Here is a 25,313-nt window from a genome sequence, read left to right on the forward strand (position 1 = left end):
CTCCGCCAACTCCGCGTTATCCACCACAATCTGCCGGAACCGAGGATCACCCCAATCCGGCACCCCCACACTGCCGTCCCACTCCCGATACGGATCCGGCGGCATCGGCCGCGACACCGGATCCTCCGCAACCACACGAGCAACCGGGGCCGGCGCGGCCAGCACAACCGACGGCTGAACCAACCCAGCAAACACCGCCACAGCAAGGAAAACGGACAACAATCTTCGGATACCCACCGCGTTCACGCAGCACCTTCCCTCAGCACTTCAAGCCAGGAATCAGCGAAAAGACAGAAAATTCACAGCGAAAATGCTGTCGCGAACATCGGTGTCCTCAACGAAAGACAGACAGCACTCATCACCACGCGCTCGCGCACGGAGGTCCCTCCCCAAAAACTGCCCGACACAGGTAATCGGACCGTAGCGAGAGTGCCAGCACCGGGCAATGGTGCCGGGAGTCACCCACCGATCATCGGGAACGCCCGTAACGATTCACCGAGTTTCACGATGGGGTGTTAACAAAGCACCGAAAATTAGCCCGATCAGCGGCATGAACTACGAGCTTCGCAATGCCTCGCCGTTGCCGAACCGCAACCAACGAACACACGAACAGACGAACCCGCGGTGACGCGGACAACTGCCGAAATTGTGGCTAGCCACGTTTCGGCGTGACCAGGCCGGATTCGTAGGCGAGGACGACGAGCTGGGCGCGGTCCCGTGCGCCGATCTTGGTCATGATGCGGCTGACGTGGGTGCGCGCGGTCGCGGTCGAGATCACCAGGTGCGCGGCGATCTCGTCGTTCGACAGACCGCCGGCGACCAGGCCGAGCACCTCGCGCTCGCGGTCGGTGATCTCGCGGACGGCGCTGGTGTCGATCCGCCGGTTCTCCGGACGGCCGACGAACTCCGCGATCAGCCTGCGGGTCACCGTCGGCGCGAGCAGCGCCTCACCGGCGGCGACGACACGCAGCGCGCGCAGCAGCTCGACCGGGTCGGTGTCCTTCAGCAGGAATCCGCTCGCCCCGGACCGCAGTGCCTCGTAGACGTACTCGTCGACGTCGAAGGTGGTCAGCACCAGCACCTTGACCCCGGCCAGCTCGGGGTTCGCGGTGATCCGCCGGGTGGCTTCGAGGCCGTCGGTGCCGGGCATCCGGACGTCCATCACCACGATGTCCGGCTTGTGCTCGACGGCCCGCGCCACGGCCTCCTCGCCGTCGCCCGCCTCACCGCAGACCTCGAAACCGTCCTCGGTCTCCAGCAGTACCCGGAACCCGGCACGCACCAGCGCCTGGTCGTCGGCGAGAACCACCCGGATCGTCATGATTCCCCTTCCACAGGTAGCTCCGCGCGGACTTCGAAGCCTCCGGGGACGACGCCCGCGGTGACCTGGCCGCCGAGCGCCGCGGCCCGCTCGCACATGCCCCGCAGCCCGTGTCCCGGTGTCGGTTCCGCCGTGGTCCGGCCATCATCCCGCACGGTCAGCGTCAGTGCGTCCGCGCGCCGTTCGAACCGGACGTCGACGGCACGCGCGCCCTCGGCATGGCGGACGATGTTGGTCAGCGATTCCTGGAGGATCCGGTAGGCGGCGCCGTCGACGGGGGCGGGCAGCTCGCCGTGGTCGCCGTGCACGCGGATGTCCAGGCCCGCCGCCTCGACACGACAGACCAGCTCGTCCAGGTTCGCGAGGCTCGGCGCAGGCGCCTTGTCCTCGCCGGACCGCAGCACGGCCAGCGTCGCCCGAAGGTCCTTCAACGCCGACGCGCTGGCCGCCTTGATGTTCAGCAGGGCCTCCTTCGCCTGCTCCGGCCGCCGGTCCGCGACGTGCGCGGCGACCCCGGCCTGCACGTTGATCATCGCGAGGCTGTGCGCGACGACGTCGTGCACCTCGCGCGCGATCCGCAGCCGCTCCTGCTCGGCCATCCGGTGCCGGTGTTCGGCGGCCTGCTCGCGCCGGGCCTGCACCGCGGCCCACTGGTACCGCACCGCCGTGCCGACGCCGATCACCGCGGCGATCCACACCACGGCGAGTCCCCCGCCCGCGGTGAACTCCAGCGAACGACGGCTGACGAAGAACGCGGTGAACCCGGCGGCCAGCACCGCGGCGCCGGTGATCCCCGCCGTCAGCGGACCGCGCAGGCGGGTGAGCATGAACAACGCGATCGTCGGGACGATGATCACCGGACCACCGGGCAGGTCACTGGAGTAGTAGAGGTAGGCCGAGGCCACGGTCAGCAGGAAGATCGTGAGCGGGAAACGGTGGACCACCAGCAGCGTCAGCACCGTCGCGGCCAGCCACGCGAACCCGGCCGCGGTGAGCGGCTGCCCGTGCCGCTGCCAGTGCGACGCGCCGGAGGTCGCGCCGAGCACGAGAACCAGCACGAGCACGGTGCGCACGACGCGGCCCACCCACGGGTTCCGCGCCTGCCACCAGTCCGGTCTCATGCAGCGAAAACTACCCGTCGCGGGCCGCGCGCGCGTCCGTCCGCAAGCGACTGCCCGCCTACGCCGTACGCGGTATCCGCCGCAGCAGCGCGGCCATCGCCAGCACGCCGACCGTCACCTGGACGGCGTAGACGGCGGCCTGCACCAGCGTCGCGCCCTCGGCGAGCGGGCCGCCGAGGACCGTGGTGAACAGCATCCAGCCACCCCAGCCGGCCATCGAGCCCGCGCCGGTCCAGATCACGACCAAGCGCGGCCACAGCCGTCCGCGGTGCAGCGTCAGCAGCGCGGCGACGATGAGCAGGGTCAGTACGCCCACCACAACGTCGAGAAAGCGTGCCGAAAGGCCCACGGTCCGCCCGGGGACCAGCGCGAACGTCGATCCGGCCGCCCAGGCGAAGTGCAGCGCGGCGGTCCCGATCGAGGCGACACCGACGAGCCCGCCCAGCGGGCCGACGGGCCGGGCATGGGCGGTGGTCAGCACGGGCCAGCGGTCCCTGGCGTAGAGCACGAACGCGGTCAGCAACGCGACGCCCTGCCAGGTGAACCCGCCGTAGACCACGGCCCAGACCCAGTCCTCCAGCGGCAGAGCGCTGGAGGACGCGCTGAGCAGGTCGACGCCGATGACGGGGCTGCTCAGCACGATCGGGGCGAGCAGCCCGGTCGCGACCCAGGCCGGGAACAGCACCAGCGGCGCCGGGATCCGGCGGCCCCACCCGTAGGTGAGCGCGAAGGCCAGCGCGATCGCCGCCGCGTCCATCCCGGCGGTGAGCAGATTCGCGAACCGCATCGTCGAAGTGTCCACAAAGGACGGATCACGCAGGCCGATCGTGCCGCCGGTGACCCAGGAGATCTTCAGTGTCAGGTAAGGAAAAGTGCCGAGAATCGCCGCGTAGCAGGCGACGAGGCGGGCATGCGGGATCGACGTCCTGGCCCGGAGAGCGACTGTGCTGGTCATGCCTTCAGCGTCGTCCGCGCGGCGACGGATCGGGTCCCTCCGCAGCGCCGCCCTGCTCCCCCTCGGGAGGGAACGGGCCAGGTCAGGGTCGAAACGACTTCGGCAGCTTCGCCGCCGTCTCCTCGTCGTCCGGGGTGTAGGCCGACAACGTGATCTCCGAGTGCCGCCCGAAGTAGAGGTAGGTGAAGTTGAACTTGAGCAGCCCGACCTCGGGATGCAGGTACCGCTTGCACTGGATCGGCTCGGCGTTGACGTCGTGCTGGGTCCACAGCTGCGCGAACAGCGGCGACTCCGCCTTCAGCCGCTTGACCAGCGACTTCCACGCCGGTTCGGCGACATGCTCGGCCATCGCCGCGCGGAACTTGGCGACCACCCTCGGGACGTTGCTCTCCCAGTCGAGCATCCGCGCCTGCCACTCCGGATTCGTCAGGCACTGCACCAGGGTGTTGCGGTCCTCGAACGGAATCGAATCGACCTCACCCATCAGCCAGGTGTAGCCGCGGTTGTAGGCGAGCAGATCGCAGCGGGCGTTGCGCACCACCACCGGGTAGGGCTCCAGCTTTTCCATCATGGTGAGCACGGTCGTCGAGATCGAGTTGCATTCCTTTTCGAAGGCGGGTTCGGGTGCGCCGGCGAGGGTGAACAGGTGCTTGTGCTCGTGTGGGTCCAGCTTGAGCGTGCGCGAGATCGCGGCGAGCACCTGCTCGGAGGCGTTGATGTCGCGGCCCTGCTCGAGCCAGGTGTACCAGGTGACCCCGACGCCGGCGAGCTGCGCGACCTCCTCGCGGCGCAGCCCCGGCGTCCGGCGCCGCCCGGCTGTCGGCAGGCCGACCTGCTCGGGTGTGATGCGTTCACGGCGGCTGCGCAGGAACGCGGCCAGCTCGTCGCGCCGCACGCGCTCTTCGACGGCGGTGGTCATGGTGCCAGGCTCCCATACCCTCGATGCTGTTACCAGGTAGTCCCAATACCCGGATAAACGGTATCTGGTACCAGGTTACGGAACCGTTGATCGTAGTACCCATGACCACGACCGAAACCGTCTCGACGGTGCGCACCCGCGCCACCGAGGCATCCGTCAGGCCGGGCCTCACCCCTGCCGGCCTGGTCACCGTGCTGCTGGGGGCGGCACTGACCATCATCGACTTCTTCATCGTCAACGTCGCGCTGCCCACCATCGACGCCGACCTCAAGGCGTCCACCGCGACCCTGGAGCTGGTGGTCGCCGGGTACGGCATCGCCTACGCCGTGCTGCTGGTCGTCGGCGGCCGCCTCGGCGACACGTTCGGCAGGCGCCGGATGTACACGATCGGACTGGCGCTGTTCACCCTGACGTCGCTGGCCTGCGGAATCGCCCCGAACGCGGGGACGCTGGTGATCGCCAGGGTCGCGCAGGGCGCGGCCGCGGCCATGCTGCTGCCGCAGGTGCTCTCGATCATCCAGGCCAGCACCGACGGCGAACACCGCTCGCGCGCGCTCGGCATGTACGGCGCGACCGGCGGCATCGCGACCGTGATCGGCCAGCTGCTCGGCGGCGCGCTCGTCGCGGCGAACGTCTGGGACCTGTCCTGGCGGCCGATCTTCCTGGTCAACGTCCCGATCGGCGTCGTCGGCCTGCTCATGGCCCGCAAGCTGCCGGAGACCCGCGCGCACAACCCGCTCGGCGTCGACCGCTGGGGCACCGTGCTGCTGGGCGTTTCCCTGTTCTCGCTGCTCGTCCCGCTGATGGAGGGCCGCGCCCTCGGCTGGCCACTGTGGACGGTCGCGTTGCTCGTGCTGTTCCCGTTCGCCGCGTTCGCGTTCGCCAGGGTGGAGCGACGTCTGGAGCGGCGCGGCGGGCACCCGCTGCTGCCGCCGTCGGTGATGCGGATGCCGAGCGTGCGGCTCGGACTGCTCGTCGGGGTGCCGTTCTTCAGCGGCTTCGGGGCGTTCATGTTCGTCTACGCCATGACCCTGCAGGGCGGGCTGCACCTCGGCCCGATGGGCGCCGGGCTCGCGCTGACACCGATGGCGATCGGCTTCTTCACGATGTCGCTGATCAGCAGCCGGCTGGTCGCGCGGTACGGCCAGAAGGTCGTCGTGACCGGCGGGATCCTGCTGCTGCTCGGCGTGCTCACCCTGATCGGCTCGACGATGCTGGCGTGGCCGGACCTGAACGTCTTCGACCTCGCGCCCGCGATGCTGCTCATCGGCGTCGGCAACGGGCTCGCGATGACCACGCTGTTCCGCATCGTGCTCTCGAAGGTCCCGACCGACCTGGCCGGGATGGGCAGCGGTGTGATGACGACGAACCAGCAGACTTCGCTCGCCCTGGGCGTCGCGACGCTGGGGAGCCTGTTCGCGTCGCTGAGCGCGCCGGACTCGCTGGGGATGAAGCACGCGTTCATGCTGGTGATCGGCCTGCAGGCGGTGCTGGTGCTCGCGGTGATCGCGGGCGCGCGCAAGCTGCCCGACCCACGGGGGTGAAAGCGGGGAAGGCCACCGGGACGCCGGTGGCCTTCCCCGGTGGTCGGCGTCAGCCGCAGCGCCAGACGGTCGGCTGCTCGACGTTGTTCACCGTGCGGGACCCGGCGATGACACCGTCGTCGCCGATGGCGTGCGCGACCGTGCCCTTGCCCAGCTTCGCGTCGAGGGCACCGAGCCGCCAAACCGCGGCCTGGTCGTCGGTCGAGGCGCCGACGCTCACGCCGTTGCGGTTGATGTCCTCGGCGGACTGACCGCTCGGCAGCTTGTGCGGCACGCCGTCGGTGTCCCAGAAGATCGCCTCGTCCACGTACTTGCCCGAGGAGTTCTGGTAGTACAGCTTGCCGACGACACGACCGGCGGAGATGGCCTCGCCCTGCAGGTCACCGACCTGGGCGGGCTTGGCCAGCGCGGTGCTCTTGCCGTTCTTCCACAGGAACGGCCGCTGCTGGTAGATGCTGGTCTCCGCGGCTGAGTACAGCACGGTGCCGTCCTCGTCCAGCCCGCCGATGTAGCCGACGTCCGCCAGGCCGTCCAGCTTCTCCACCTTGCCCGACCCGGCGGGCCAGCGAATCCCGGCGATGGGGCTCGACCGGCTGGTGCGGTAGCCGCCGACGATGTCGCCCTTGTCGTTGATGCCGCCGCTGGGGAAGGTCATGGTCGCCCCGTCCGGCGAGGCAAGGTTCTCCAAGCCGTTCGCGGTGATCCGGAAGGCGGAGATCCGCGGCGGAATGCTCGGGCGGCCCACGGTCACCGAACCCACGATCGTCCCGGACCGGTTCTGGTCCTTCACCTGCACCGACGCCAGGCCGGACAGGTAGGAACCGTATTCGGTGGTCTTGCCGTTCTTCCAGTAGACAATGCGCGTCGTCTTGTCGGAGAACTTCACCACGCCCGCGACGCCGCCCGCGTGGTCGGTGGCGCTGGCAACGCCGGAAAGGCCGCCCGAAGGCAGCGGAAGCGCACTCGGCTTCCAGCTGCATCCGGCGGCCGCCGCCGACATCGTGCCTGGTCCGGCCACCACCGCGGTCGCGATGGCAGCACCGAACAACAGACGGAACGTACGTTTCATTACTGTTCCCTTCCCCAATTCGGGAAACGCAAATGAAGTAAATAAAACGGGATATTTCACCCCAGTAAAAGTAAAACTAGCACGTTGTCCGGGGTGGCGACACATCCGACGAACGCCGATGCGTGATGTCTCGCCAGCGGTACGACGAGGGGAAAATTGCCGTCATCCACCCGTAACGTCAGGAGGCTCCGAGACGATCACCGCGCCAGTGACCCACTGGGCCCCTCGACAGCGGCGGGACGCCAAGACGGTGTGCTGAAGGACGCTTTCAGTGCGTTGGCCGCCCTGAAGGACGCCTTCAGTGCACCGAGCGCCCCGAAGGCGTCCTTCAGGGGCCTTGGAGTCACGGACAGCGACGGCCTCCGGCACGAACGCCACCTCGACGCAGTTGCCGTTAATGCCGCCGCTGCAACTGCTCTTCCGCCACACGCCAGCTCACCTGCCCTTCTCGACGATCAGACGCTTGATCAACTCGACGGAGTCGTTCTCATCCAACGCGAACTTCGAGATCATCTTGAACTGCCTCTTGGCCTCACGAACCTCGTTGACGTTCTCAATGAAGTCCGAGCCGAAGGGGAACTCAACGTAGACGAGCCCAAATTCCTCCGGATCGGGGTAATCAAGGACGACAAAACTTGCGTAAAACCCCCCATGAGGAGGCGCAGAAAGCTCCGCCACCTGCACGGTGACATTCGGCAGGGCACTCAACTCGACAAGCTGCTCCAGCTGAGCACGATCACACAACCGCCGAATCAGGGTCGACTCGTCGACGACGAAATGTACAGCCAGCGTCGGCTGCTCGAACAACCGACGCTGGCGCCGTTCTCGAACACTCACCAACTGCTCCACCTCCGACGATGACCACTGCGCACCGGAGAACTCGAACACCCCTCGGGCATAGCTCTTCGTTTGCAAAATGCCCGGTACAAGCCCCGTTTGGTACCCCGATGTCAACGACGCACTGTCCTCCGCGTCCACGTAGCCGAAGTTCCGCCGAGGATTGCTCGGCCACCATCGAGCCTGCTTGGCCAGGTCGTACAGGCGCACGTAGTGGTCGTAATCGCTGGTGAGCACGCCATACCGGTCCAGGAGCGCAAGAAAGTCGTTGTAGCCCGGGATGTGCCCCTGTTCGATCCGGCTCAGCTTCGAGCCCGAGATCCGAATGGGCTCGCCCGCTGCTTCCTGGGTCATTCCGGTCCGCTCACGCAACCGCCGCAATGTTCGCCCTACCTGGCGGCGCGGGAACGATGGCCTACTGAGTCTGGGCATAGTGTCACCTCATGTGATCGATCCAGCACCGATCGTAGGCCGCAAGTCCCGATGTGGGATTCCCAGGTTCAGGGCCCCAGGGTGAGACTCGGAACGCAAATCTGCTGGTCATGGACGTTTGGGGTTATCCGCACGAGATCGAATACCACCGGGAAACCGCCAAGGGCGAACGCGCGCACGAGTACACCGAACTCGTGGACGACATGGGGTTCGTCTTCGAACACCGCGCCGAGCACCGCGAGCGCTGGGCCGTCAGCTACGGCACCGCGTGCGCGCAGGACTTCCTCGCCCGCAAACGCGCCGAGCCCGGCAAGTTCCTCGTGCACATCTACCGGCTCTTCCCGGACGGCCGGACGCATCTCGTGTCACTCCGCACGCGGTGGCCACCGGCCACGCGCACGCCGTAAGTTGCCTACATGAAGGTGTTCGTCACGGGAGCGACCGGCGCGCTCGGCAGTCACGCCGTTCCCGCGCTCCTCGCCGCCGGCCATGCCGTGACCGCGCTCGCTCGCACACCGCGCAAGGCCGCCGCGCTCGCCGAGCAGGGCGCGACACCCGTCCAGCTCTCGCTGTTCGACCGCGGCGCGCTCACCGAGGCCTTCGCCGGGCACGACGCCGTCGCCAATTTCGCGACCGCGCTGCCGTCAATGGCGAAGTTCATGAGCACAAACGCGCACAGCTACAACGAGCACGTCCGCACCGAGGGCTCCGCGGCCGTGGTCGACGCCGCGCTGGCCGCCGGGGTCGGGCGGCTGCTCCAGGAGTCGGTCTGCATGCTCTACCCGGACCGCGGCGCGGAGTGGGTGGACGAGGACGTGCCCGTCGACCGCTATCCGATGACCAAGGGCAATCTCGCCGCGGAGGCGAACGCGCGCCGCTTCACCGAGCGGGGCGGCACCGGCGTCGTGCTGCGGTTCGGCTGGTTCTACGGCCCCGGCGCGGCGCACGCGGAACAGATGCTCGCGCAGGCCCGCTACCACGTCGGCATGATGCCGGGACCGCCCGGCGGCTACCTCTCGGTGATCCACATGGCGGACGCGGGCGCCGCCGTCGCGGCCGCGCTCACCGCGCCCGCGGGTACGTACAACGTCGTCGACGACGAACCGTTGACCAAACGCGAGTTCACCGACGCGCTCGGCGAGGCCGCCGGCAAGAAGCCGTGGCTGCGGGTGCCCGGCCGCGCGGCACTGCTCTTCGGCGACCGGCTCACCTCGCTCAGCCGCTCACTCCGCGTCAGCAACGCCCGCTTCCGCGAGGCCACCGGCTGGGCGCCGCGTTACCCCAGTGCGCGCGAGGGATGGCCCGCGACCGCCGCTGAACTGCGAAAATAGCCGCGGCGCAAAAAAGTTCAAGTTCACCCGTCGGAGAACCGCGGTCCCGAGCGACGATGAGGGTGTGACGGAACCGCGGGTACGACCGGACCCGGCCTTCGCGCTGCTGGAGCTGTACGAGACGGCTCTGCCGGAGGTCTTTGGGTACCTGCTGTCCCGCTGCGGAAACCGCACCATCGCCGAGGAACTGACCTCGGAAACCTTCCTCGGCGCGGTTTCCGCTTGTCGCAAGGAATACGCGCCTCCAGTGAGCACCGGGTGGCTGATCGGCGTCGCCCGGCACAAGCTCGCCGATCACTGGCGGCGCAAAGAACGTGAGGAACGCGGCCTCAGACTGGTCCACGAGGGTGAACCGGACGTCACCGATCCGTGGGACGCACAGGTCGACGCGTTACGGGCCCGGCAAGTGCTCGAAACCCTGGGCGCACATCACCAGGCCGCATTGACCCTGCGTTACGTCGACGGGCTCGGCGTGCCCGAGGTCGCCGCCCACCTGGGTCGCAGCGTGCACGCCACCGAGGCGTTGCTCGTGCGCGCCCGTGCCGCGTTCCGACGCGCCTACGAGGAGAAGGAGGGTCGCGATGTCTGAACCGTTCGATGCGCTTCGCCGTCCCTCGACGCCAGTCGATCCCGATCCCGCCTTCGCCGACGAACTGCGTGACCGCCTGCGTCGCGCGATCCTGAACGGAGCCGATATGACGACCACCGAAACCCCCGCGACCGCCGCGGAAGTGCGCTCGGTGACCCCGTATCTCGTGGTCACCGACGCCCGTGCCGCGCTCGACTTCTACGTCGAGGCGTTCGGCGCCCGGCGCCGGTCGGACCCGATCATCATGGACGACGGCCGCGTCGGGCACGCCGAGGTGGCCATCGGCGACACCGTGCTCATGTTCGCCGAGGAATTCCCCGAAATGGACCTTGTGGTCGCCCCCGTCGGCGGCCCGACCATCCGGGTCGAAGTGTCCGATGTGGACGCCGCGGTGGCACGCGCCGTCGAACTCGGCGCCGAACCGCTCGGCGCGGTCGAGGACCGCGGGCACGGCAAGCACGGGCCGATCAAGGACCCGTTCGGCCAGCGGTGGCTGATCGCCCAAGGCGCGCCCCGGCCCACAGCGGACGCGAAGCCGGTCCGGCACGGCGAAGCCGGGTACTTCACCTTCCAGGTCCCGGACGACGGCGCGGCGAAGGCGTTCTACGGCGCAGTGCTCGGCTGGCAGTTCGCACCGGGACGGGTCGAGGGCGGCTGGGGCATCTCCGGACACGGTCTGGAAGGCGGGCTTTGGGGCGGACCGGGACGGCAGGTCGGCTGGAAACTCATGTTCGCCGTCGACGATCTCGACGCCGCTCTCACCCGGGTGCGTGAACAAGGCGGCCAGGCGGGTGAACCCGAGCACATGCCGTACGGAATCAGCGCGGACTGTGTGGACAACCAGGGCATCGAGTTCTGGCTGTGGCAGCAGCCCGGCTCGTGAGATAGGCCATTCGGAAGGGGGTAAAGCGGGTCGCCCGGGGTCACACTGGATCGCATGGCTGAGTGGATCCCGGGCGATCACGCCGAACTGACCGCGGGGTGGCGGTTGTGGCTCGCGCTGAGCTCGTCGGCCTGGCCGGGCCCGGACTGGGACGGCAGCCCGTCCGACGCGGTCCGCGGCCTGCGGCAGTTCGTCGCTTCCTGTGACGACATCCTGACCGGCTATCTCGCCGAGGGCGGCAAGGACGACGCGACCGTCGTCGGCCTGCTGCGCTCGATGCACCTGGCGGCGAGCTGGATCTTCGAGCTCTGGAGCGACGACACGCTCCCGCTCGACGGCGAGCGCGCCTCGCTGCTGCACGGTGACCTCGCCGGATTCGCCGATCACGCGCAGGGGGTGCGAACACTGCTCGCGGTCGGCGGTGGCTGGAGCGCCCTTCCGCTCTAGGACGTGATCAGAGGCGAAACTCGCGTGATCAGGCGCGCAACTCGCGTGATTGGACGGAGATCTCGCGTGATCAGCGGCCGACGGCGTAGCCCTGCATGCCGCGGGGGTTGGCGGCCGCGCGGAGCAGGCCGTCGCCGGTGCGGGAAACCGCGGAGAGCCTGCCGAGGTTCCACGGGCCGGCGTCGACGACCTGGTGCCCGCGCGCGGTCAGTTCGTCCATTGTGGACTTTCCGAGCCGGGATTCGACTAGGATCTCCCCCGGCGTCCAGGAACGCGGGTAGAACGAGCTGGGGAACGCCGAGGTATGCCAGGCGGGCGCGTCGATGGCCTCCTGGAGGTTCAGCCCGGCGACCGTGTGCGCGAGCCAGAAACAGGTCTGCCACTGGTCCTGCTGATCGCCGCCCGGGGTGCCGAAGGCGACCACCGGTTCGCCGTGCCGCAGCGCCATCGACGGGGAGAGCGTGATGCGCGGGCGTTTGCCGGGCCGCAGCGAGTTCGGCAATCCCTGCTCCAGCCAGAACATCTGACCACGCGAATCGAGGCAGAACCCCAGCTCGGGGATGGTCGGGCTGGACTGGAGCCAGCCGCCCGACGGCGTCAGCGACACCAGGTTGCCCGCCGCGTCGACCACGTCGAGGTGCACGGTGTCGCCGCGGTTCAGGCCGAGTTCTTCGAGTGTCGGTTCGCCGACGGCGCCCGAGCCGGTCCCGCGTCCCTTCAGTTCGTCCAGCATCGCGGGCAGTTTCGCGGCGCCCCCGGCGTCGCCCGGCCGGAGTTCGAAGCTGGCCTCGTCGGTGATCAGCGCGCGGCGCGCGTCGGTGTACGTCTTCGAGAGCAGGACGTCGAGCGGGACTTCGCCGGTGTCGCCGTACCAGGCCTCGCGATCGGCGAAGGCGAGCTTCGCGCACTCCACGGCGAGGTGCACCGTGCGCGCCGTCGGCACTCCATCCACATAGGACAATTGGTCACGGAAACCGTCGAGTAGCAGGACCTGCTGGGCCAGCGCCGGTCCCTGCGTCCAGGCACCCGCCTTGGCCAGGCTCCACTCGCCGACGTCGACGATCAGCGCGTCCTCGTAGGTGGCCGACCAGTTCGCGAGGTCGTCGCCGGTGAGCAGACCGGCGTGCTCGCGCCGCGAGTCGTCGAGGAAAGCCTTGCGGGAGAAGGAATCGACAGCCTCGGCGATGAAACCCTGCGACCACGCGCGGCGTGCGGCGTCGATCTGGGCCTCACGGCCGCGCACCGACTCGGCCTCGGCGAGCAACCGCTCCCAGGTGTCGGCGAGGACGGGATAGCGGTGCAGTTCGCCCGCGACGGGTGGTTTTCCGCCGGGCAGCCACAACTCGGCCGAGGACGTCCAGTGCTCGCGGAAGAGCCGCTCGACGGTCCCGATCTTGTCGACGACCTGCGCGGACAGCGGAATCCCGTTACGCGCGTAGCCGATCGCGTACCGCAGGACTTCGCGCAGCGATTTGGTCCCGTGGTCGCGCAGCAGGAGCAGCCAGCCGTCCCACGCGCCGGGCACGGTGGCCGGGAGCAGACCGCTGCCGGGGATCAGGTCGAGGCCGAGCCCGGCGAAGTGTTCCGGCGTCGCCGCGGCCGGGCTGACGCCCTGCCCGGCGAGCACGCGCGGTGTCCGGTCCTTCGCGGTGACGAAGATGCCGGGCACCTGACCACCGGGGCCGCACATGTGTGGCTCGGCGACCTGGAGCACGAACCCCGCCGCGACCGCCGCGTCGAAGGCGTTGCCGCCGTTTTCCAGTACCGCCATCCCGGCCGAGGAAGCCAGCCAGTGGGTGGACGCCACCATGCCGAACGTGCCCTTGAGCTCGGGCCTCGTCGTGAACATGGATCGATGCTAACCATTGCCCAGTGAATCGAGGTACTGCCGCAGGTACTGATCCTCGGTACGGCCGTGCAGCGGGAACCGGAAACTCGACCCGTCCGGCCAGACCAGCGTGTGCCCGCGGAACCTGATCTCCGGTGCCTGCGGCTTGCGTGCCTGCCAGAGGATCCGCGGGGCAGGCGCGTCGGCCGGGTCACGGAAGGTCGATCCGGTGTCCACCGCCGCGAGGTACGACGGCGAGAAGGCCAACCACGGCCCGCTCACCCCGCGAAGCCGGTCGACGAGGTCGAGCGCCATCGCGTTCGCCGGGCCCCGGACGTGGGCTTCCGGCTTTCCCTTGGGGCCGCCACTGCCGCCCGAGCTGTTGGCCACGGCGAAAACGGCCGCCGCCGCGGTGCCGACGCCCCGCAGCGCGTTCCCGAAGAACCGGCCGACCTGGTTCTCCCCCTCGACCGTGCCGTCCCCACGGCGGCCGGGCACCTCGAACGTCAGCTTGTTGTCGGACAGCCGCAGCGCGATGACCGGCTCACGCCACTGGCCACGCAGGAACCCCTCGACCAGTTCCCGGAACCCCGGGCGCACGAAGAGGCTTTCCTGCTGGGCGTCCAGCTGTTCCTGGTGGGCGAACATCTTCGCCGCCGCCCGCCGACGGGCCTCGCTGGGCGCCCGGTTGACGAAATCCTGTGGTGTGGCGCCTAGATGTCGAGGTTGCCCCGGGTCTCCTCCGGGCTCTTGTCCCCACCGATCTCGCTCTTGTTGAACCACGGCTCGTCTCCCTCGGTGCTGACGGCGTCCTTGCCTTCGTGGAAGGCACCCTTGCCCGCGCCGGTACCGGCCTTGACGCTCGCGCCGACGACTAGCGGCTTGGCGCCGGCCGCCGCCCCCAACTCAGTGGTGAGCGCCCGGTTGCTCTTGGTGAACGCCGCCCCTGCCGTGTTCTCCAGCGTGTCGAGGCCGAACCGCGATTCGCCAGCGTACCGGCCGAGGCGGAACTTCCTGGTCATGGCCACGACCTTCGTCGCGTACTTGGCCATGTACTCGATGAACTTCTCGAGCAGCTTGCCGAACTTGCCGAGGTAGCGGGTGACCTTGGTGAGCACGCTGGCGGCCTTGGCGATCGAGGCGGTCATCGCGGCGGCGACCGAGCTGCCGAAGCTGATCACCGACGCGGCGAGCGCGGGCAGCCAGAGGGTGATCAGCCAGGAGATCAGCTCGGTGATGATGCCCTTGATCAGCTCCTCGATGACCACCATGACCATCGACCACATCTGGAGCACCTCGGCCACCGAACCGGCGGCCGAACCGACCCCGCGGATGCCGGAGGAGAAGTCGCCGAGCGCTTCCTTCGCCGCGTTGCCCGCCTTGTCGACCCATTCGGCGAGCTCGGTGTCACCGGTCTTCTCGAAGTCGTCGGCGAGCGCCACGAAACCCTGCGCGATCGCGGTGAAGTTCTCCGAGGCGTGCCCGATGGCCGGGCCGTCCCCGGTGACCTGGTGCAGCGCGTCCTGCAGCGGCTGGACCAGTTCGAGCAGCATGTTCAGGCCGTGGCTGACCAGCCAGCCGATCGGGTCCATGGCGAAGGTGACCATGTCCACCGCGGCGCCCTGGACGAACTTCGCGCCGTCGCCGACCAGCGCGGCGCCCGCGGAGGCCAGCTCCTGCGGGTTGTCCGCTTCGGCCGCCTGCCTGGCGTGCTCGCCGATCGACTTGCCCGTCTTGTAGGCCGTCCCCGCCACCGGCACGTTCTCCGCCGCGCGGTCGAGGTTGGCGCTCATGCTCTCGTCGTACGGCTGGACGTTCAGCGTGTCGGCGATGCTCTTCTTTTCGTCGGTCATTTGCCCGGCTTCCCCATCGCGTCGATCTCCGCCTCGTACTTGCCGAAGGTGATCTTCCCGGCGTCCTCGGCGCCCCGGTACATGTTGGCGGCCCTGCTCATCTTGTCGGTGAGCGCGTCGACGCCGTCCTTCAGATCGGTCAGCAGCGAACGCAGCTCGGTGAGGCGTTCGGTGTAGCCCTGCTTGGCGAAGATGCCGATGACTCCCCACGCCTCGTTGCTCACGTCGGCGGCGTCGATCTTGGCTCCGAACTTGTCCGCTTCCTGTTCGTAGAAGGGAAGCTTCTTGGAATAGCCGGAGATCGCGTCGATATTCGTCTGGATGTCTGCCATCGGGGAGTCCCTCGGTCGGATCAGTCGCGGCGGAGGATGGAGTTGTCGTCGAAGTAGTCGTCGTCGTCATTGCGCGCGCTCGGCCGTCGCCGCGGTGGCTGTTGCTGAGACGGCTGTTGCTGCGGCGGCTGCTGGTACGACGCGAACCCCGCCGCCGGGGTTCCCGGCTGTTGCAGTGGTTGTTGCTGCTGCTGTTGCTGGGCCGCGGGTGGCTCGGCGACGGCGCCGAACGCCTCGGTCTGTGCCTGGCGGACCTGCGCCGACACGTCGACGTTGAACGCGTCGCCGAACGCGTTGTCCACGATCCCGGCCTGCTGCTGAACGGCGCCGGCCACCGCCCTGCGCAGGGTGGCCATGATGGTGGAGGCGAGCTGGCCCGCCTCGACACGCGTGGCGCCCGCGGTGAGGCGGAGATCGGTGACCGTGCCACCGGCGCCCGCGACGACGGTGACGGTGCCGTCCGGCGAGGTCGCGGTGCTCTGGACCTGCGTGATCCGCTCCTGCATGTCCTCGACCCCGGCGAAGCGGGCCTCGGCCTGCCGCACCTTGGCCTGGAAACTCTCGAACTGGGCGATCAGCTCGTCCATGTGAGCGGACATCGCCTCTCCCTTGCGCGGTAGGTTGACAGGGCCATCTGCCCGGATTATGGCAGGCCCGTGCGCGCATTGTCCGGCTTTCGACGGATCGCGGAACACCGCCACGACAGGCGCCCGCCGCCCCCGCCACGCGCCTCCCCCACTGCGAGGGTGTCCCCCGCCCTCTCCGGGGGGGCGACCCCAAGACCATTCTATCGCCGGGGCACGACGAAGCCCCGGAAAACGGCCCGCACAGCCAAAGTTGTCCACATGCGCGATGCGCTGTGGACAACCCTGGCTCAGCCGCCGGACGCCAAGGATCTACAGCGTCTTTTCGAGAGTTTTCGGGGTCTCACCGGAGAACGCCGGAGTCCGTGAATGCCCCCTTAAGGGACTCAGAGTCCGTGAATGTGGCATTCACGGACCAGACGCGAGAAAAGCCTGGGGCGCAAGGAGAACCGCGAGAATCAGACGTTCGCGGCGGAGACCGGGCGATGGGCGGCGCGCGGGCGGCCGACGCCCTGCCACACCAGGCCCGCGTCGATGATCCGGTGCGGATCGAGGAGGTTCCGGGTGTCCACCACGGTGTCCCCCTCCATCAGCTCGGCGAAGTACGTCCAGTCGAGGCGCTTGAACTCGTTCCACTCCGTCAGCACGACGACGGCGTCCGCGCTCTTCGCGACCTGGTACGGGTCGTCGACCACGACCATCCCGGCGATCTCGCCGCCGACGGCCGGGTCGTAGGCGGTCAGCTCGGCACCGAGCGCGCCCAGCACCGAGGACACCGCCAGCGCGGGCGAGTCGCGCAGGTCGTTCGTGCCCGCCTTGAAGGCGAGGCCCAGCACCCCGATGCGCGCGCCAGCGAGGGTCCCGCCGACGGCGCCCGCGATCTTCGCGACGATCCGGTCCCGCTGGGCGATGTTCTCCTCGATCGCCGAGGTCAGCATCCGGAAGTCGTACTGCACCGACTCGGCGACCCGCACCAGCGCGCTGGTGTCCTTCGGCAGGCAGGAGCCACCCCAGCCCGGCCCCGGTTTGAGGAACGTCCGGCCGATCCGCCGGTCGTGGCCCATACCCTCGGTCACCAGGTCGATGTCCGCGCCCAGCCGCTCGCACAGTTCGGCGATCGAGTTCACGTAGGACAGCTTCATCGCGAGGAAGCAGTTCGCCGCGTACTTCACCAGCTCCGCGCTCGCCGCGTCCGCGACAACGACCGGGGCGTCCAGATCCGCGTAGAGGTCGCCGACCCAGCGGGCGGCGTCGAGGTCGTCCGAGCCGACGACGATGCGGTCCGGGCCGAGGAAGTCCGCCACCGCGGTGCCCTCGCGCAGGAACTCGGGGTTCGACACCACGGGGATGTCGGTGCGGCCGAGCATCGCCCGGATCCGCTGTGCCGTCCCGACCGGCACGGTCGACTTGGTGATCAGGGCGCAGCCGGTGGGCAGGACGTCCCCGATCTCGGACGTCACGGCCTCGACGGCGCGCAGGTCGGCCGATCCGCCCGCCCCCATCGGCGTCGGGACGCACAGGAAGACACCCTCCGCGTCGCGCACGGCCTCCCGCGCGCCGACGACGAACCCGAGTCTCCCGCTCGTGAGCCCGCGGGTGACCAGTTCGGCCAGCCCCGGTTCCAGAATGTCCACCCGTCCGGCGGACAGCCGCGCGATCTTCGTCTGGTCGACGTCCACACAGGTGACGCGATGCCCCAGGCTGGCCAGGCACGCTCCCGTGGTCAGTCCGACGTAACCGGTCCCCACCACCACGATCCGAGCTGCGGTCATGCAGCCGAGGGTGACGGCCGGAGTTGACCACCGCGCTAACGGAAGTGGGCAGCCCCGAATACTCCTCGCGACACTTCCTCAGGACAGTGAGGCAGCACACCCGCGACGCCGATGCGAACGAGCGTTAACCTGTCTCAATCAGTGCGCTGGCCAGAAGGGAACCGGAGAACATGCAGATCACCGACACCGCGGCACTCGTCACGGGTGGCGCGTCCGGGCTCGGCGGGGCGACCGCGAAGGCGCTGGCCGGCAAGGGCGCCAAGGTGTTCGCGCTCGACCTCGCCTCGTCGATCGAGAAGGCCGAGCAGGTCGACGGCGTGACCTACGTCGAGGCCGACGTCACCGACCCGGACCAGGTACGCGTGGCGGTGGAGACCGCGGCGAGCGCGGGCGTGCCGCTGCGGACCGTGGTGAACTGCGCCGGGATCGGCCCGTCCGCGCGGATCCTGTCCAAGAAGGGCCCGCACGATCTCGCGCTGTACGCGAAGGTCATCCAGATCAACCTGATCGGCACGTTCAACGTGCTGACCATCGCGTCGGAGGCGATCGCCAAGACCGCGCCACTGGCCGACGACGCCCGCGGCGTCATCATCAACACCGCGTCGGTCGCGGCCTACGACGGGCAGATCGGCCAGGTCGCCTACGCCTCGTCGAAGGGCGGCGTCGTCGGCATGACCCTGCCCGCGGCGCGTGACCTCGCCTCGCACGGCATCCGCGTGCTGACCATCGCGCCGGGCATCGTGGACACGCCGATGCTCGCGACGGTCAGCGAGGAGTTCCGCGCCGGCCTCGCCGCCGGTGTCCCGTTCCCGAAGCGGCTCGCGCGGCCGGACGAGTACGCGCAGCTCGCGCTGTCGCTGATCGACCACGACTACCTCAACGGCGAGGTCGTCCGCATGGACGGCTCGCTGCGCATGGCCCCGCGCTGACACCTGCCCCATGATCCGTGAATGCCACATTGAGGGATTCAGAGTCCCTCAATGTGGCATTCACGGACCTTCGGCGTCACTTGCGCAGGGTGACCTCCAGGCCGATGCCGACCGTGGTGACCTCGCAGGTCCCGAACGCGCTTTGGGCGACCATCAGCCGGAACCGCTCCGGTGAGTAGGCCCGGCGGCGCAGCATGCCGCCCAGCGTGTGCCGGATGGCGAATCCCGCGACCCGCCCGACGTCCATACTGTCGACCTCGCGGTCGATCTCGGCGGCCGAGGCCTCGGTGTTCATGTCCTGGACGACCGCGATCCCGCCCGGCCGCAGCACGCGGTGCATCTCGTCGAGCGCGTCGACCGGGCGCGTGAAGTTCTTGAACGCCGCCTGGCAGACGACGAAGTCGAACGACTCCGCCTCGAACGGCATCGCCGCCACGTCGCCCTGCCGGAAGTCGACGCGCAGCCGTTCCTTCGCCGCGTGCTCGTTCGCCAGCTCGACGAACGTGCGCGCGACGTCCAGCCCGGTGACGGTGAACCGGCCGAGCCGCGCCAGCTCGACGGCGAAATAGCCGGGACCGAACGCGACTTCGAGAAGGTCGGCGCCGTCCGGCAGGTCCGCGGTCAGCTCCGCGGCCTGTTTGCGCCACGCCGCCAGCTGCGGTTCGGTGCCCCGCTGGCGGGCGTACATCCGCGCGACCGGGCCGCCCATCTCGGGCACGAGCTTGCGGCGTTCGCTGGTGGTTTCCTGGTTCTTCATGGGTTTCTCCGGTTTCGGTTCGTGTGCTTCGTCCGAACCGGCCCACGACGGAGCCCCCGGCTATCCTGACGCTGCCACCTCGTGGCCAGGATCCGTACGCGGGTTCGGTTCGAGGTTCCCAGACCCCGGCGCGGTGTGCCAGCACCCGCCGGGGTCGCCCCTTCAGTCCTGTGTGCTCCCCCTCTCCGCCAGTTCGGCCAGGTCGTCCGGTAGTTCCCCGGTGGCGTGCCAGTGCCGCCACGCTTCGACACCCGGCATCGCCCCGGACGTCAGTTCGGCCACGAACGAGCGGACCCAGTTCAGCTCCGCCGTGCGCATCGCGAGGTCGTACTCCGCCTCGGCCAGCAGCAACCGCGGGATCTCCTCCGCCGTCCTGGACAGGGTTTCCCGCATTCCGGCGACCTCGGCCGCCAGCGCGTCGCCCCGGCGGACCAGCAGTTCGATGACCTCGTCCGGCCCGAGCGCCGCCATCACCGACAACCCCGCCTCGAAACGCGGCTGTTCCCGCTCGGGCGTCGCGAGCAGGTCACGGACCCAGTCCTCGTACTCGGCGCGGCCCGCCGGGGTCAGCCGGTAGACCGTCCGCTCCGGGCGACCGCTGTCCCGCACGTTCTCCACCGCGGCGATGAAGCCGTGCTTTTCCAGATTGCCGACGACGGTGTAGAGCGACCCCCACTTGATGTTCATGTCGCGCTCCTTGTTGCGTTCCCGCAGCAGGGAGGCGATTTCGTAGGGATGCATCGGCCGCTCGACCAGCGCCGAAAGCACGGCGAGGCCGAGCAGGTTGCCGACCTTACGCCGCTTCGCCATCGCAAGCTCCTCAACTCGTGGACGAGTACTCGCACACGAGTATGCAGGGCACAGCCTGACCCGTCAAGTATCTCACAAACTAAGAGATCAGAGGTCGAGCGCGAACGGGACTTCGGCCTGCGCGCGGGTGCTCATCCACTCGCGCAGCGCATGGGTCGCGCGGACGTCGTCCTCGTTGTACTGGAGCAACCGCTCGCGCTGGCCGTCGTCCGGCGCGTCGCCGTCCATCCCGACGGCGTCGCGGTACCAGCGCATCGACGCCTCACCGCCTGCCTCCGGATCCCGCCAGGCGAACCCGGCGACCGGCGCGATCACCTTGAGCCCCTTGCCGTGCGAGCACAGGAACTGGTCGGTGACGCTGCGGAAGAGGTCGACCCACTCTTCGGAGTCCACAAAGGACTCGATGTCCTTGCGGCCGGGGATCCCGGGATGTTCGCCGAAGCGTTCCACCGAGCCGAACAGCCAGCGGTTCTCGGCGAGCGCGTTGTAGCAGTAGGCGCGGAAGGTCAGCCCCGCGGCCGCGGCGCGTTCCCGGACCTCGCTCAACCAGGCCCAGAACTCGGCGAACGACCGGGCCTCGTCCTGGGTCGGCAACGGATCCCAGGTCGCGAACGCCCGGTACCCGCGCGGCAGCCCGATGTCGGCGCCGGTGAGCAGACAGCCCCACAGATACGCGCCGGAATCGCCGAAGCTCTCCATGTCGACGTCCACCTCGACGTCCGCGCGCGGCACCTCGACGACGTCGACCCGGCGCACCATGGTGAGGTCGGCCAGCCAGGCGCGGGCGAGCAGGATCGCGTCGGTGAAGGGCCCGCCCGTCCAGTTCAGCGGCGGCGGCTCGTCCGCCGGGTCCAGCGCGGCCAGCTTGTCCACTGTGGACACCCCGGCGCGGCGCAGCTCCATCGCGTCCTCGCCGCGCACCACGAGGCTGACGTCCCTGGTCTCGGTCAGCACCGTCTCGCAGGTGGCCCACCACGGGCACCGGCGGCATTCGAGGATCCGGGACGGGGCCGCCAGCGGTTCGTCGCCGTTCGCGGCCGCGGTGGCGACGGCGACCCGGTCGGCGAACCGGCTCTGGTACTCCGCGAGCGCGCTGCGCCCGCCAGGCCAGGTGCCCGCGGTGAGGTCGTGCCAGACCACGACGTCCGCGTCGAGGCCGATCACCCCGCCGATCGCGCGCGGGTCGGCGTGACCCAGCGTCTGGAGCATCCGGTGCAGATGTGCGAGCTTCAGCTGGTCACGCGGCTGCGAGCGGACCTTGCGCCGCTCGTCCGGCGCCCGGTGCCCGGGATCGAGGTCGGTGGGCGGCGTCGTCTGCGCGCCGGCGCCACGGTCGGTGATGCGGTGGCGCACCACGAGAACCGGCACGTAGCCCTGTCCGGTGTGGACAAGCAGGTCGACGCCGCCGCGCCGGTGCGCCGCGGGATCGACGGGGAACAACGCGCCCCAGACGTGACCGGCACCCTCGGCAAGCGCTTGCTCGGTGCGCCGCACGCGTTCGGCCGCCGGCAGGTCACGCGGGATCGTCACCCAGTTCGCGGCCGGCCCGTTCGCCGCCATGAGCCGCCGCAGGATCTCCTCGCGGTGCGCCGCGGCGTCGGCCATCCGTTGTTGTGCTGTCGGGTCCGGCGGCGGGAGCGGGACGCCGCGCATCGCCGGGTCGTGCTCGAGGTGCACGCGACGACGGCAGCGGCTGACCGCTCCCGCGTCGAGCACTACCTCCTGTTCCATGCTGATCACTTTAGAAGCACATCCCCCGGCCGACATGCCCGCCACCTGGGGGACCAGTAAGTTCGACCTCGACACGTCGCGGAGGTGGCTATGGCGCGCAAGGCCAAGCAGGTCGATGGTGAGGCACGGATCACACCGAAGAAGGCGAAGAACGCCATCGCGGTGGCCAAGGTGATCGGCCCGGCCGTGATCCCGGTGGTAGCGCCCTATGCCGTCCGCGCCGCCGGTGCCGCGCGCGAGCTGTACGACCGCTACCAGGCACGGAAGCTGGGCGTGCCGGTCGACCAGCTCGGCGAGTACACCGGCCGCGGCGCCGCGCTGCACGTCCGGATCGCCGGTCTGGCGCAGGGCCTGGCGGAGTTGCGGAAGTCGTCGAAGGCCTCCGAAGCCGACCTCGCCTTCGCCACCGACGCGCAGGCGACGCTGGAGCAGCTCTCGGCCACGGTCCGCGCCGCCGAGCGCATGCCCACGGTGCGGCGCAAGCCGGCCCACCGCGCCATCGCCGGGGAACTCGACCGGCTCGAAGGGCAGCTCCTGCACCGTCTCGGCCTCTGACCGCGGCTCAGCCTGGCGCCCCCAGGAGCACGCGCCGACGTCCCTCCCGGGGGCCACGCGCCAGGAACGGGACCACCGCCAGCGCGGCGAGCGCGGGCACGCCGACGAGGAGCAGGGCGTCCGAGAACCCGTGGGTCGCCCCTCCGGGGTGCAGGATGTTCCAGCCGTCTCCCGTACCCTCCCGGACGGCCAGCATCGCCGGGGAAACCACCGCGCCGACCGCGCCCCCGAGTGAATAGACGCTCTGGAACAGGCCGAGCCCCGCCCCCGCACCCTTCTTGGTGACCGCGAAGGACGCGGCGGCCTGCGCCGGAACGGTCGTCACCGCGAACCCGACCCCGATTCCCAGCATCCCGAGCGAAACGACCACGGGGGACGCTCCCGCGAAGGTCGACAGGAACACGGCGGAACCACCGGTCACGAGCAGCCCGGTGGTGGCGACCACCCGCGTGCCCGCCCGGTCGAGCCACCGGCCGGCGGGGCCGGAGATCAGGATCATCGCCACGGTCCCCGGTAGCAGGACCAGCCCCACCTGGCCGCTGCCGAGGTCGTTCGCCGACGCGGACAGCAGCGGGATGAGTGTTTCCGTCGCCAGGAAGGCGCAAAGGCCGAGGAAGCCGAGCACGCAAGCGGCCAGAAACCGCTTGTCGGCGAGCAGGGTGGACGGCACGAACGGTTCGGCCGCGGTGAACATCCGCCAGCCGAATCCGGCGAAGAAGAGCAGCGACACGAGGCCGGTGACGAGCGGCACGGCGTCGGCCGCCCCCGTCTGGGCGCCCTGTGTCAGCGCCACCAGCGACAGCGCGACACCGCCCGCGAACATCCCCGCGCCGGCGAGATCGACCCGCCGCCCGCGCCCGCGCGCCGCCGGGTCGCCGGCCGGCAGCGCGCGCAGCGAGCCGAGCAGCACGACCAGGGTGAGCACGGCCGTGACCACGAACATCGCCCGCCAGCCCGCGGCCTGCGCGACGAAGCCGCCCAGCGCCGGACCGGACGCCTGGCCGACCGCCGTCCCGCTCGCGGTCAAGCCGAGCACCCTGCCGCGCCGTCCGGCCGGGACCAGCTGGACGACCGCGACCGACGCGGTCACGATGAGCCCCGCGCCCCCCACCCCCTGGACGGCACGAGCCGCGATCAGGGTGCCCATGCCGGGCGCGAACACCGCGGCCGAAGAGGCCACCGCGAAGGTCAGGCCCGAGGCGCAGAAGACGGCACGGAGGCCGAACACCTCACAAAACCGCCCACAAAGCGGCGTACACACGGCGACGGCGAGAAGCTGCGCGGTCGCGGTCCACCCCAGCGCGGTCAGCGACGCGGAGAATTCGGTCCGAATCTGGGGCAGCACCACGGTCATCATGCTGTTGCCCATCGCGCTCACGAGTGTCGATGTCGCCAGGACGACCAGCAACAGTCGCGACGGGCTCTCCTCGGACATCGACCCGGCACGCGTCCCCACCGAAGCCATTGAGCCCCCTCTGGTCAGCGGCTTTCGGATTCCCACCTCGTCTGTGACAAAGCTACCAGATCAGACTCATCGTCGTTAATTTCACCCAGATGGAAGAGTCGAACCTTCGACCGTCGAGATAGACTACAGCCAGCATAGGGGGCCATACGGTTTTGCCATCAATTTATCGCGAATTGCTCAAAGCCTTGAGAGCGCAAATTGTGACGCAACGAAGGGTGAGGGCCAAAGATGCACGATCCAACAGTGGATCCGGCGATCGAAATTCGCTTCACCGAAAATGACGCGAAAGCAGAACTGCTCAAAGACGTGACCGAAGGCCTGACCGCCCAGCGCAAGCAGCTGCCGCCAAAATGGCGCTGGGACAGTGAAGGAAGCGCTATCTTCGAAAGGATTACTCGCACCCCCGAGTACTATCCTTTCCGAATCGAGCGGGAACTTCTCCGCACCTCGGCGCAGGACATCGCGAAGCACGCGAAAGTGGAAACACTGGTAGAACTCGGCTCAGGGTCCTCGGAAAAGACAAGACTGCTGCTCGACGCCTACGCCGAAATCGGCTCCCCTGTTCGGACCTTCGTCCCGTTCGATGTGTCCTACAGCGCGTTGCACGAAGCCACGGTCCAGCTGGCCCGCGACTACCCAGAACTGGCGATCCACGGCGTGGTCGCGGACTTCTCCCAGGATCTCGCGCCGGTGAGCGTCGGCGACGGCCCGCGGTTGGTCGCCTTCCTCGGCGGCACCATCGGGAACCTGCCACCGGCCGAGCGGGCGGGCTTCCTGACGACGCTCCATGAGGTTCTCGCCCCTGGCGACCTCCTGCTCATCGGCGCCGGCCAGGTCACCGACCCCGAGGTCATCCTCGCGGCCTACGACGACCCCGCCGGCGTGGCGACCGAGTTCAACCGCAATGTCCTGCACATGCTGAACCGGTCCGTGGCCGCCGACTTCGACCCGATGAGCTTCGACCACGTCGTGCGCTGGAACGACACGGAAAACCGGATGGAAGGCTTTCTGCGAGCCACCAAACCGATGACGGTCAAGCTGGCGGGGCTGGATCTGGAAGTGCACTTCTCGGCGGACGAACACTTCCGCACCGATATTTCGGCGAAGTTCCACAAGGACGACTTCTCCCGGGAGCTGGCCGACGCCGGGTTCGAGCCGCGGAAATGGTGGACGGACTCCGAAGACCTCTTCATGCTCGGCTTGTCGTCTCGCTAGCCGACCGGCCAAACAAAGCACCTGGACACGTAAG

At 69.2% G+C, this 25,313-nt stretch carries 27 protein-coding genes; 9 read left to right on the top strand and 18 right to left on the bottom strand.

Features of this window, described 5'->3' with window-relative positions:
- From ABD987_RS36570 to ABD987_RS36590, 5 genes are all read right to left on the bottom strand, one after another.
- Positions 1–246, bottom strand: a 246-nt coding sequence (locus ABD987_RS36570; RefSeq protein ID WP_345405228.1) for a hypothetical protein, incomplete at its 3' end; no start/stop codon positions are given.
- Between the two features lie 406 nt (positions 247–652).
- Positions 653–1,321 carry a response regulator gene (locus ABD987_RS36575; protein WP_345405232.1) on the bottom strand — a complete coding sequence of 223 codons (669 nt, stop codon included), beginning with the start codon at positions 1,319–1,321 and terminating at the stop codon, positions 653–655.
- Positions 1,318–2,442, bottom strand: coding sequence for a sensor histidine kinase (locus ABD987_RS36580; RefSeq protein ID WP_345405235.1), 1,125 nt, complete (start codon positions 2,440–2,442; stop codon positions 1,318–1,320). The genes ABD987_RS36575 and ABD987_RS36580 overlap by 4 nt, the downstream gene beginning before the upstream one ends.
- Before the next feature lie 58 nt (positions 2,443–2,500).
- On the bottom strand, positions 2,501–3,397 hold the full coding sequence (locus tag ABD987_RS36585; RefSeq protein WP_345405238.1) for a hypothetical protein: 897 nt from the start codon (positions 3,395–3,397) through the stop codon (positions 2,501–2,503).
- 82 nt (positions 3,398–3,479) lie between these two features.
- The gene (locus ABD987_RS36590; RefSeq protein ID WP_345405241.1) at positions 3,480–4,316 is read right to left on the bottom strand and encodes a helix-turn-helix transcriptional regulator; all 837 of its coding nucleotides are present in this window, start codon (positions 4,314–4,316) and stop codon (positions 3,480–3,482) included.
- A gap of 101 nt (positions 4,317–4,417) precedes the next feature.
- On the opposite strand from ABD987_RS36590, the gene ABD987_RS36595 reads away from it, so the two are divergent.
- On the top strand, positions 4,418–5,860 hold the full coding sequence (locus ABD987_RS36595; protein ID WP_345405244.1) for an MFS transporter: 1,443 nt from the start codon (positions 4,418–4,420) through the stop codon (positions 5,858–5,860).
- Between the two features lie 49 nt (positions 5,861–5,909).
- On the opposite strand, the gene ABD987_RS36600 is transcribed toward ABD987_RS36595, so the two are convergent.
- The 3 genes from ABD987_RS36600 to ABD987_RS36610 all read right to left on the bottom strand — a co-directional run bounded on the left by ABD987_RS36600 (position 5,910) and on the right by ABD987_RS36610 (position 8,198).
- Positions 5,910–6,929: a hypothetical protein gene (locus ABD987_RS36600; RefSeq protein WP_345405247.1), complete on the bottom strand. Its 1,020-nt coding sequence runs from the start codon at positions 6,927–6,929 to the stop codon at positions 5,910–5,912.
- A gap of 162 nt (positions 6,930–7,091) precedes the next feature.
- Positions 7,092–7,358 carry a DUF397 domain-containing protein gene (locus ABD987_RS44655; RefSeq protein WP_378214239.1) on the bottom strand — a complete coding sequence of 89 codons (267 nt, stop codon included), beginning with the start codon at positions 7,356–7,358 and terminating at the stop codon, positions 7,092–7,094.
- 6 nt (positions 7,359–7,364) lie between these two features.
- Positions 7,365–8,198 carry a helix-turn-helix domain-containing protein gene (locus tag ABD987_RS36610; protein WP_345405250.1) on the bottom strand — a complete coding sequence of 278 codons (834 nt, stop codon included), beginning with the start codon at positions 8,196–8,198 and terminating at the stop codon, positions 7,365–7,367.
- 110 nt (positions 8,199–8,308) lie between these two features.
- On the opposite strand from ABD987_RS36610, the gene ABD987_RS36615 reads away from it, so the two are divergent.
- From ABD987_RS36615 to ABD987_RS36635, 5 genes are all read left to right on the top strand, one after another.
- Positions 8,309–8,605 (top strand): hypothetical protein, encoded by a 297-nt coding sequence (locus ABD987_RS36615; protein ID WP_345405253.1) that lies wholly within the window; start codon positions 8,309–8,311, stop codon positions 8,603–8,605.
- 9 nt (positions 8,606–8,614) lie between these two features.
- Positions 8,615–9,529, top strand: coding sequence for an NAD-dependent epimerase/dehydratase family protein (locus ABD987_RS36620; RefSeq protein ID WP_345405256.1), 915 nt, complete (start codon positions 8,615–8,617; stop codon positions 9,527–9,529).
- A 64-nt stretch (positions 9,530–9,593) separates the two neighbouring features.
- The gene (locus ABD987_RS36625; RefSeq protein WP_345405259.1) at positions 9,594–10,118 is read left to right on the top strand and encodes an RNA polymerase sigma factor; all 525 of its coding nucleotides are present in this window, start codon (positions 9,594–9,596) and stop codon (positions 10,116–10,118) included.
- Complete coding sequence (locus ABD987_RS36630) at positions 10,111–11,001, top strand: VOC family protein (protein ID WP_345405261.1); 891 nt, start codon at positions 10,111–10,113, stop codon at positions 10,999–11,001. Before ABD987_RS36625 ends, ABD987_RS36630 begins: the two co-directional genes overlap by 8 nt.
- A 54-nt stretch (positions 11,002–11,055) precedes the next feature.
- A complete protein-coding gene (locus tag ABD987_RS36635) occupies positions 11,056–11,448 on the top strand; it encodes a hypothetical protein (RefSeq protein ID WP_345405264.1) in 393 nt (130 codons plus the stop codon).
- Positions 11,449–11,518: 70 nt separating this feature from the next.
- On the opposite strand, the gene ABD987_RS36640 is transcribed toward ABD987_RS36635, so the two are convergent.
- From ABD987_RS36640 to ABD987_RS36665, 6 genes are all read right to left on the bottom strand, one after another.
- Entirely contained in the window at positions 11,519–13,297 is a 1,779-nt protein-coding gene (locus ABD987_RS36640) for a gamma-glutamyltransferase family protein (RefSeq protein WP_345405266.1), read from the bottom strand.
- Between the two features lie 9 nt (positions 13,298–13,306).
- A complete protein-coding gene (locus ABD987_RS36645; RefSeq protein WP_345405269.1) occupies positions 13,307–13,924 on the bottom strand; it encodes a hypothetical protein in 618 nt (205 codons plus the stop codon).
- A 65-nt stretch (positions 13,925–13,989) separates the two neighbouring features.
- Positions 13,990–15,129 carry a hypothetical protein gene (locus ABD987_RS36650; protein ID WP_345405272.1) on the bottom strand — a complete coding sequence of 380 codons (1,140 nt, stop codon included), beginning with the start codon at positions 15,127–15,129 and terminating at the stop codon, positions 13,990–13,992.
- Positions 15,126–15,461: a hypothetical protein gene (locus ABD987_RS36655; protein WP_345405275.1), complete on the bottom strand. Its 336-nt coding sequence runs from the start codon at positions 15,459–15,461 to the stop codon at positions 15,126–15,128. The genes ABD987_RS36650 and ABD987_RS36655 overlap by 4 nt, the downstream gene beginning before the upstream one ends.
- Before the next feature lie 20 nt (positions 15,462–15,481).
- Entirely contained in the window at positions 15,482–16,060 is a 579-nt protein-coding gene (locus ABD987_RS36660) for a YbaB/EbfC family nucleoid-associated protein (RefSeq protein WP_345405278.1), read from the bottom strand.
- A gap of 443 nt (positions 16,061–16,503) precedes the next feature.
- Positions 16,504–17,817, bottom strand: a complete 1,314-nt coding sequence (locus tag ABD987_RS36665) for a UDP-glucose dehydrogenase family protein (RefSeq protein WP_345405281.1) — start codon at positions 17,815–17,817, stop codon at positions 16,504–16,506.
- A gap of 170 nt (positions 17,818–17,987) precedes the next feature.
- On the opposite strand from ABD987_RS36665, the gene ABD987_RS36670 reads away from it, so the two are divergent.
- Positions 17,988–18,746 (top strand): SDR family NAD(P)-dependent oxidoreductase, encoded by a 759-nt coding sequence (locus ABD987_RS36670; protein ID WP_345405284.1) that lies wholly within the window; start codon positions 17,988–17,990, stop codon positions 18,744–18,746.
- A 76-nt stretch (positions 18,747–18,822) separates the two neighbouring features.
- Here the strand turns inward: ABD987_RS36670 and ABD987_RS36675 are convergent, their stop codons facing one another.
- The 3 genes from ABD987_RS36675 to ABD987_RS36685 form a co-directional block, all read right to left on the bottom strand.
- Positions 18,823–19,503: a class I SAM-dependent methyltransferase gene (locus ABD987_RS36675; protein WP_345405287.1), complete on the bottom strand. Its 681-nt coding sequence runs from the start codon at positions 19,501–19,503 to the stop codon at positions 18,823–18,825.
- Between the two features lie 162 nt (positions 19,504–19,665).
- On the bottom strand, positions 19,666–20,313 hold the full coding sequence (locus ABD987_RS36680) for a PadR family transcriptional regulator (RefSeq protein ID WP_345405290.1): 648 nt from the start codon (positions 20,311–20,313) through the stop codon (positions 19,666–19,668).
- 87 nt (positions 20,314–20,400) lie between these two features.
- Positions 20,401–22,044 carry a TM0106 family RecB-like putative nuclease gene (locus tag ABD987_RS36685; protein WP_345405293.1) on the bottom strand — a complete coding sequence of 548 codons (1,644 nt, stop codon included), beginning with the start codon at positions 22,042–22,044 and terminating at the stop codon, positions 20,401–20,403.
- Between the two features lie 90 nt (positions 22,045–22,134).
- Between ABD987_RS36685 and ABD987_RS36690 the strand changes: the two genes are divergently transcribed.
- On the top strand, positions 22,135–22,599 hold the full coding sequence (locus ABD987_RS36690) for a DUF6474 family protein (RefSeq protein WP_345405296.1): 465 nt from the start codon (positions 22,135–22,137) through the stop codon (positions 22,597–22,599).
- Positions 22,600–22,606: 7 nt separating this feature from the next.
- Here the strand turns inward: ABD987_RS36690 and ABD987_RS36695 are convergent, their stop codons facing one another.
- On the bottom strand, positions 22,607–24,064 hold the full coding sequence (locus tag ABD987_RS36695; RefSeq protein WP_345405299.1) for an MFS transporter: 1,458 nt from the start codon (positions 24,062–24,064) through the stop codon (positions 22,607–22,609).
- A gap of 243 nt (positions 24,065–24,307) precedes the next feature.
- Between ABD987_RS36695 and egtD the strand changes: the two genes are divergently transcribed.
- Positions 24,308–25,279, top strand: coding sequence for an L-histidine N(alpha)-methyltransferase (gene egtD / locus ABD987_RS36700; protein ID WP_345405302.1), 972 nt, complete (start codon positions 24,308–24,310; stop codon positions 25,277–25,279).
- The last annotated feature ends 34 nt before the right edge of the window (positions 25,280–25,313 follow it).

It is taken from the genome of Amycolatopsis samaneae, from assembly GCF_039541975.1.
GTDB classification, from domain to species: Bacteria; Actinomycetota; Actinomycetes; order Mycobacteriales; family Pseudonocardiaceae; genus Amycolatopsis; species Amycolatopsis samaneae.

Coding starts and splice junctions, on each gene's coding strand:
- ABD987_RS36575 (WP_345405232.1), bottom strand. CDS start 1,321: ATGACGATCCGGGTGGTTCTCGCCGACGACCAGGCGCTGGTGCGTGCC.
- ABD987_RS36580 (WP_345405235.1), bottom strand. CDS start 2,442: ATGAGACCGGACTGGTGGCAGGCGCGGAACCCGTGGGTGGGCCGCGTC.
- ABD987_RS36585 (WP_345405238.1), bottom strand. CDS start 3,397: ATGACCAGCACAGTCGCTCTCCGGGCCAGGACGTCGATCCCGCATGCC.
- ABD987_RS36590 (WP_345405241.1), bottom strand. CDS start 4,316: ATGACCACCGCCGTCGAAGAGCGCGTGCGGCGCGACGAGCTGGCCGCG.
- ABD987_RS36595 (WP_345405244.1), top strand. CDS start 4,418: ATGACCACGACCGAAACCGTCTCGACGGTGCGCACCCGCGCCACCGAG.
- ABD987_RS36600 (WP_345405247.1), bottom strand. CDS start 6,929: ATGAAACGTACGTTCCGTCTGTTGTTCGGTGCTGCCATCGCGACCGCG.
- ABD987_RS36610 (WP_345405250.1), bottom strand. CDS start 8,198: ATGCCCAGACTCAGTAGGCCATCGTTCCCGCGCCGCCAGGTAGGGCGA.
- ABD987_RS36615 (WP_345405253.1), top strand. CDS start 8,309: ATGGACGTTTGGGGTTATCCGCACGAGATCGAATACCACCGGGAAACC.
- ABD987_RS36620 (WP_345405256.1), top strand. CDS start 8,615: ATGAAGGTGTTCGTCACGGGAGCGACCGGCGCGCTCGGCAGTCACGCC.
- ABD987_RS36630 (WP_345405261.1), top strand. CDS start 10,111: ATGTCTGAACCGTTCGATGCGCTTCGCCGTCCCTCGACGCCAGTCGAT.
- ABD987_RS36635 (WP_345405264.1), top strand. CDS start 11,056: ATGGCTGAGTGGATCCCGGGCGATCACGCCGAACTGACCGCGGGGTGG.
- ABD987_RS36640 (WP_345405266.1), bottom strand. CDS start 13,297: ATGTTCACGACGAGGCCCGAGCTCAAGGGCACGTTCGGCATGGTGGCG.
- ABD987_RS36645 (WP_345405269.1), bottom strand. CDS start 13,924: ATGTTCGCCCACCAGGAACAGCTGGACGCCCAGCAGGAAAGCCTCTTC.
- ABD987_RS36650 (WP_345405272.1), bottom strand. CDS start 15,129: ATGACCGACGAAAAGAAGAGCATCGCCGACACGCTGAACGTCCAGCCG.
- ABD987_RS36655 (WP_345405275.1), bottom strand. CDS start 15,461: ATGGCAGACATCCAGACGAATATCGACGCGATCTCCGGCTATTCCAAG.
- ABD987_RS36660 (WP_345405278.1), bottom strand. CDS start 16,060: ATGTCCGCTCACATGGACGAGCTGATCGCCCAGTTCGAGAGTTTCCAG.
- ABD987_RS36665 (WP_345405281.1), bottom strand. CDS start 17,817: ATGACCGCAGCTCGGATCGTGGTGGTGGGGACCGGTTACGTCGGACTG.
- ABD987_RS36670 (WP_345405284.1), top strand. CDS start 17,988: ATGCAGATCACCGACACCGCGGCACTCGTCACGGGTGGCGCGTCCGGG.
- ABD987_RS36675 (WP_345405287.1), bottom strand. CDS start 19,503: ATGAAGAACCAGGAAACCACCAGCGAACGCCGCAAGCTCGTGCCCGAG.
- ABD987_RS36680 (WP_345405290.1), bottom strand. CDS start 20,313: ATGGCGAAGCGGCGTAAGGTCGGCAACCTGCTCGGCCTCGCCGTGCTT.
- ABD987_RS36685 (WP_345405293.1), bottom strand. CDS start 22,044: ATGGAACAGGAGGTAGTGCTCGACGCGGGAGCGGTCAGCCGCTGCCGT.
- ABD987_RS36690 (WP_345405296.1), top strand. CDS start 22,135: ATGGCGCGCAAGGCCAAGCAGGTCGATGGTGAGGCACGGATCACACCG.
- ABD987_RS36695 (WP_345405299.1), bottom strand. CDS start 24,064: ATGGCTTCGGTGGGGACGCGTGCCGGGTCGATGTCCGAGGAGAGCCCG.